The following is a 5,671-nucleotide window of genomic DNA, read 5'->3' as shown; positions in this document are numbered from 1 at the left end:
GGGGGGGGGCGCCCGTCACCCCGCGGGCAGCGCGATCTCGAACAGCGTCGGCCAGTTCTTGCCCGTGACGAACAGGCGGCGTTTCGCGGCATCCCAGGCGATGCCGTTCGCCACCGCCTCCGGATCGGTCACGCCCGCCGCCGCCACGACCGCGCGCAGGTCGATCACCGCGGTGACGCGGCCCGATGCGGGGTCGATACGCAGGACGTACGGCGTGTGCCAGACGTTGGCCAGGATCGCGCCGTCGACCACCTCCAGCTCGTTCAGCTGGGTGATCGCGCGGCCGTTCAGCGTCACCGTCAGCCGCGACCGCACGTGCATCGTCGCGGGATCGTGGAACGTCAGCGTATCGCTGCCGTCCGACCGTACGAAGCCGCGCGCATCGCTGGCCAGGCCCCAGCCCTCCCCGTCGTAGCGCAGCGTGCCCGCGGGTTTCAGCGCCGCGGTCCAGCGGTGCGCGACGCCGTCGTGCCACGTCAGGCTGGTCAGCACGCCCTTCCACGCCGCCAGCCCCTCGCCGAACTGGCGCGCGGGGATGCGCGCGCGCGCGACGATGCGGCCCGTGGGAAGGTCGACGCGGCGGACGTCGGATTTCCCCTCCAGCCCGACGCTCTCGTACAGCGCGCCGTCGTGCCAGATCAGCCCTTCGGTGAAGGCGGTGCGATCGTGCGGGAAGCGCGCGACGATGCGCGCGACGATCACCGGCGCGCGCGCCGCGGGCGCCGCCTGCGGCACCGCGGGGGCGGGGAGCGTCAGGAGGGGGAGGAGGAGGGCGAGGCGAAGGGTCATCGACGACAATCCTGGCAGGCGGCCGTCATGCCGGGCTCGTCCCGGCATCCGTCGTGCCGAATGAATGGATGCCGCCGACTGTGCGGCACCATGGACCGCGGAACAAGTCCGGGGTGACGACGCGGCGTGTAGGCAAGGCGCGGTCGCGGGAACCGGCCGGTAACGGGTCGCCGACAACCATCCCGGAAGCATCCGTCATGCCGGGCGCATCCCGGCATCCACCGTGCCGCGAGAGCGGCGGCCGTCGGATGTGCGGGACGGTGATCCCGGAACACGTCCGGGGTGACGACGCGGCGTATAGGCAAGGCGCGGTCGCGGAAAACCAGCCGGTCACGGGTCGCCGACAACCACTCCGGGATCACCCGTCATGCCGGGCGCGTCCCGGCATCCACCGTGCCGCGGGAGCGGCGACCGTCGGATGCGCGGGACGGTGGACCCCGGAGCAAGTCCGGGGTGACGGGCAAGGCGTTCCCGGCGCGCAAGGCACGCCGCAGTAACGGTAACGGGTCGCCGACAACCATCCCGGATCATCCGTCATGCCGCACCCGATCCGGCATCCATGGCGTCGCGGGACCGGCAGGCGGTGTCCGCGCGGCCCGATCGACCCCGGATCGGGTCCGGGCCGACGAGCGTCCCCGCGACTTCCATACAAAAGAAAACGGCCCGCCCGGCATGGAGCCGGGCGGGCCGCTATCGACGTACCGGAAGGAGGGGTCAGTCCCCGCCCGACAGGTTCACCGCCGCATACTTGCCGCGACGATCGACCTCGATTTCGAACTTCAGGCGATCGCCCTCGTTCAGCGTCGGCATGCCGGCGCGTTCCACTGCGGAGATGTGGACGAACGCGTCGGGCTGTCCGTCGTCGCGCTGGATGAAGCCGAAGCCCTTCATCGCGTTGAAGAACTTGACCGTACCCGTGGCCTGCTCGCCGGTCAGCTGACGCTGCGGTGCGCCACCGGCGCCGCCGCGATCGCCGCCGCCGAAGCCGCCCGCGCCGCCGCGCGGCGCGCCACGATCACCGCCGCCGAAGCCGCCGTCGCGCGGGGGCGCGCGATCGGTGACGGGCAGGGGCTCGCCCTCGATCTTCAGGTCGGTGGCCGAAATGCGGCCGCCGCGATCGACGAGGGTGAAGCCGAGCGGCTGACCGTCGGCCAGGCCGCTGAGGCCCGCCTGCTCGACCGCGGAGATGTGCACGAACACGTCTTCGCCGCCGTCGTCGCGCACGACGAAGCCGAAGCCCTTCTGCGCGTTGAAGAATTTCACGACGCCGGTGCCTTCGCCGACGACCTGCGGGGGCATGCGGTTACCGCCGCCGCCACCACCGCCGAAGCCGCCACCACCGCCGCCGCCGCGGAAGCCACCGCCGCCGCCGCCGCCGCCGAAGCCGCCACCGCCGCCGCCACGGAACCCGCCGCCGCCGCTGCCGCCGCCGAAGCCGCCGCCGAAGCTGCTACCGCCGCCGAAACCGCCCTGGTCGAAGCCGCCGCCGCCGCCGAACTCGTCACCGCCGCCGAAGCTGTCGCGCTTGTCGCGCCCACGCCCGCCGCGATTGCCGCGGCCGCCCTTGTCGTAACCCATACCCTGTTCGTCTTCCCGGTCCGCCCGAACGTCATCTGCCGGAACCCGCGCGCAGGACGGCGAACGCGGTTTCCGGAAGCGCGATCGCACGCGCCTCGACGCGACCATAACCCATCGCCGACGGCACCGCGACTCGTTTTCTCCATCGAATCGCTGCTTTCTCCGCAAGCGGTTGCGATTCGGTCGTACCCGCGCCACAGCCCGTCGCATGGACATCGCCACGCTCGTCGCCGATCCCACCGTGTGGGTCGCCCTCGTCACGCTGATCGTGATGGAGGTGGTGCTGGGGATCGACAACCTCATCTTCATCTCGATCCTGTCGAACAAGCTGCCCGAGGAACAGCGGCAGAAGGCGCGGCGGATCGGCATCGGCCTCGCGCTCGTGATGCGGCTGATCCTGCTGACCGCGATCGCGTGGATCGTCGGGCTGACCGCGCCGGTGTTCGACCTGGGGCTGACCGGCCCGCTCGACCGCCACGGCGCGCCGACGTTCGAGACCGCCTTCTCGTGGCGCGACCTGATCCTGATCGGGGGCGGGCTGTTCCTGGTGTACAAGGCGACGAAGGAGATTCACGACGCGGTCGACCTGAAGCATGGCGCGGGGCACGAGCAGGGAGGCGGCGCGGTCGTGGCGGGGGGCATCACCTTCGGCGCGGCGATCGTGCAGATCCTGGCGCTGGACGTCGTCTTCTCGATCGATTCGATCCTGACCGCGGTGGGGATGACCGAGCATGTCGAGGTGATGTACGTCGCGGTCGTCGTCGCGGTGATCGCGATGCTGGTCGCGGCCGATCCGCTGGCCAATTTCGTGAACCGCAACCCGTCGGTCGTGATGCTGGCGCTGGGCTTCCTGCTGATGATCGGCATGGTCCTGATCGCGGAAGGCTTCGGCGCGCACGTGCCGAAGGGATATATCTACACCGCCATGGCCTTCTCCGCCGGGGTCGAGGCGCTGAACCTGTGGGCGCGGCGCGCGAAGGCGAAGGCGGGCGGTTGAGCGCGGCCTGGCCAAAATATGCGCTGGCGGAGGTCGAGCGGCGCTGGCTGGTAGCGCCCGATCGGTTGCCGCCGCTCGGGGAAGCGATCCGGATCGAGGATCGGTATATCGACGGTACCAGGCTGCGGCTTCGCACGGTGCAGGCAGCCTACGGCGATCGGAGGTGGAAACTGACGCGCAAATACGGCGGCATCCCACCGCTAGAGCCGATCACAACGATCTACCTGACCGAAGCGGAGTATATGCTTTTCGCCACCTTGCCTGCGGCGACGCTCGTGAAAGACCGCTTCCATGTCGTGGCGGGTGAACACCGGTTTGCCGTCGACCGATTCGCGGGGCGGCTTGCCGGATTGTGGCTAGCAGAGGTCGAGGCGGCATCCGTCGAGGCTGTGTCGCGGATCGTTCCACCCGATTGGACGACGCGCGAAGTGACGGACGACGTGGCCTACACCGGGGCGGCGTTAGCGCGCGGCGGCCATTGAGCGTTCCCCCGCACCCGGCTAGGGTGGGGCGATGACCGTCCATTTCCATGAGGAAGACCTGCCCGCGGGCGTCTTCGCCCCCGGCGCCGCGATCGCGGTCGATACCGAGACGATGGGGCTGGTGACGCCGCGCGACCGGTTGTGCGTGGTGCAGCTGTCCGACGGCGGCGGGGACGAGCATCTCGTCCGCTTCTCCCCGGGCAGCGATTATGCCGCGCCCGAGCTGCGCGCCGTCCTGGCCGATCGCACGCGCACGAAGTTGTATCATTTCGCGCGCTTCGACCTCGCCGCGATCCGCCATTACCTGGGCGTCGTCGCCGCGCCGGTCTATTGTACGAAGGTCGCCTCGCGGCTGGTGCGGACCTACACCGACCGCCACGGGTTGAAGGAACTGGTCCGCGAACTGGTGGGGCAGGATATCTCGAAGCAGCAGCAATCGTCCGACTGGGGCGGACCCGACCTGTCCGACGCGCAGCGCGACTATGCCGCGTCGGACGTGCGCTTCCTGCACCGCATGCGCGACGAGCTGGACCGGCGACTGGCGCGCGAGGGGCGGACCGCGCTGGCGCAGGCGTGTTTCGACTTCCTGCCCGCGCGCGCGGAGCTCGACCTGGCGGGCTGGCCCGAGGTGGATATCTTCGCGCATGTCTGACCTGGCGGTCCGCGTCCGGTCGCAGCGGCAGACCTGGGCCCTGCCCGGCGGCGCGCACGACCGCGTCATCCGGGCCGCCAACAACCTGCTGCCCGTGGCGATCGGCGTGCTGGCCGCGTTCCTGGTCATGGCGCCGCTGACGATGGGGGGCGATTCGTCCTTCGTCCTGGACAAGAACAAGGTCGACGTCGCCAGCGAGCGATTGAAGGTGCAGGCGGCGCAATATCGCGGCACCGACGACAAGGGGCAGGCGTTCCGGCTGAACGCGGGCTCCGCCTTGCAGAAGAGTTCCGCCGAACCGATCGTGCGATTGCGCGAACTGGCCGCGCAGCTGGAACTGGCGGACGGCCCCGCCCGCCTGACCGCGCCGGGCGGACGCTACGACATGGATAGCGAGCAGGTGAACGTGGACGGGCCGATCGCGCTGCGGGCGCCCGACAATTACACGCTGGATACCAGCGACGCGACCGTCGACCTGAAGACCAACCGGCTGCAATCGAACGGCGACGTGCGCGGCACCGTGCGGCAGGGGACGTTCCGCGCCGACCGGCTGGATGCGGACCTCGATTCGCGGACGGTGACGTTGCGCGGCAACGCGCGCTTGCGGATCGACCCCGCAACGACGAAATAGCGCGCGACATGTTGCGCTTCCTCCTTCCGCTCGCCCTGCTGTCGCTTCCCGCGCTCGCGCAGGGACAGACGCGCCACGACACGAATGCGCCGATCGATTTCGGCGCGGACCAGATCCAGTTGCAGGATCGCGCCAATCGCGCGGTGCTGACCGGCAACGTTTCGGTGAAGCAGGCGGAGATGACGCTGAACGCCGCGCGGATGACCGTCGCCTACACGGGCGAGGTCGTGGGCGGGAACCCGCAGGTGTCGCGGCTCGACGCGTCGGGCGGCGTGACGGTCCGCCGGCCGCAGCAGACCGCGCAGAGCCAGTATGCGGTGTACGACCTGGGCCGCCGCGTCATCACGATGGCGGGCGCGGTGAAGCTGACGCAGGGGGGCGGCAACACCGTCAACGGCGGGCGGTTGACCATCGACCTGGACACCGGCCGCGCGACGATCGACGGCGCGGCGGCGCGCGGCGGCCCCGCGCTGCCCGGCGGCGTGGTGCAGAATCCGCGCGGGCGCGTGACGGGGACGTTCTCGGTCCCGGACCGGAAGTAA

The 5,671-nt window shown here is 70.6% G+C and carries 7 protein-coding genes; 5 read left to right on the top strand and 2 right to left on the bottom strand.

All coding sequences use genetic code 11. The features are described 5' to 3' along the window. Nucleotides 1-15 precede the first annotated feature (15 nt). Nucleotides 16-789: a glutaminyl-peptide cyclotransferase gene (locus tag ASG29_RS01960; RefSeq protein WP_055979384.1), complete on the bottom strand. Its 774-nt coding sequence runs from the start codon at nucleotides 787-789 to the stop codon at nucleotides 16-18. Nucleotides 790-1,503: 714 nt separating this feature from the next. Beyond that, nucleotides 1,504-2,367 carry a cold-shock protein gene (locus tag ASG29_RS17760; RefSeq protein ID WP_055979382.1) on the bottom strand — a complete coding sequence of 288 codons (864 nt, stop codon included), beginning with the start codon at nucleotides 2,365-2,367 and terminating at the stop codon, nucleotides 1,504-1,506. 208 nt (nucleotides 2,368-2,575) lie between these two features. Here ASG29_RS17760 and ASG29_RS01950 point away from each other — a divergent pair, with 208 nt between their 5' ends. Genes ASG29_RS01950 through ASG29_RS01930 form a run of 5 tightly spaced genes read left to right on the top strand, consistent with a single transcriptional unit; the run spans nucleotide 2,576 to nucleotide 5,671 of the window. After that, nucleotides 2,576-3,364: a TerC family protein gene (locus ASG29_RS01950; RefSeq protein WP_055979379.1), complete on the top strand. Its 789-nt coding sequence runs from the start codon at nucleotides 2,576-2,578 to the stop codon at nucleotides 3,362-3,364. Further along, nucleotides 3,361-3,846: a hypothetical protein gene (locus ASG29_RS01945; protein ID WP_156457836.1), complete on the top strand. Its 486-nt coding sequence runs from the start codon at nucleotides 3,361-3,363 to the stop codon at nucleotides 3,844-3,846. Before ASG29_RS01950 ends, ASG29_RS01945 begins: the two co-directional genes overlap by 4 nt. Before the next feature lie 31 nt (nucleotides 3,847-3,877). Then, a complete protein-coding gene (locus ASG29_RS01940; RefSeq protein ID WP_055979374.1) occupies nucleotides 3,878-4,498 on the top strand; it encodes a ribonuclease D in 621 nt (206 codons plus the stop codon). Then, nucleotides 4,491-5,129 carry an LPS export ABC transporter periplasmic protein LptC gene (gene lptC, locus ASG29_RS01935; protein WP_055979371.1) on the top strand — a complete coding sequence of 213 codons (639 nt, stop codon included), beginning with the start codon at nucleotides 4,491-4,493 and terminating at the stop codon, nucleotides 5,127-5,129. The genes ASG29_RS01940 and lptC overlap by 8 nt, the downstream gene beginning before the upstream one ends. 8 nt (nucleotides 5,130-5,137) lie before the next feature. Then, nucleotides 5,138-5,671: an LptA/OstA family protein gene (locus ASG29_RS01930; RefSeq protein WP_055979368.1), complete on the top strand. Its 534-nt coding sequence runs from the start codon at nucleotides 5,138-5,140 to the stop codon at nucleotides 5,669-5,671.

It is taken from the genome of Sphingomonas sp. Leaf412, assembly GCF_001425405.1.
In the GTDB taxonomy this organism is placed as follows: domain Bacteria; phylum Pseudomonadota; class Alphaproteobacteria; order Sphingomonadales; family Sphingomonadaceae; genus Sphingomonas.
Note: the sequence above shows the minus strand (reverse complement) of the source record. Positions and strands in the feature narration are given on the sequence as shown.

Bases quoted from the DNA above. Each gene is read 5' to 3' on its own strand.
- ASG29_RS01940 (WP_055979374.1), top strand. From the start codon at position 3,878: ATGACCGTCCATTTCCATGAGGAAGACCTGCCCGCGGGCGTCTTCGCC.
- ASG29_RS17760 (WP_055979382.1), bottom strand. From the start codon at position 2,367: ATGGGTTACGACAAGGGCGGCCGCGGCAATCGCGGCGGGCGTGGGCGC.
- lptC (WP_055979371.1), top strand. From the start codon at position 4,491: ATGTCTGACCTGGCGGTCCGCGTCCGGTCGCAGCGGCAGACCTGGGCC.
- ASG29_RS01930 (WP_055979368.1), top strand. From the start codon at position 5,138: ATGTTGCGCTTCCTCCTTCCGCTCGCCCTGCTGTCGCTTCCCGCGCTC.
- ASG29_RS01960 (WP_055979384.1), bottom strand. From the start codon at position 789: ATGACCCTTCGCCTCGCCCTCCTCCTCCCCCTCCTGACGCTCCCCGCC.
- ASG29_RS01950 (WP_055979379.1), top strand. From the start codon at position 2,576: ATGGACATCGCCACGCTCGTCGCCGATCCCACCGTGTGGGTCGCCCTC.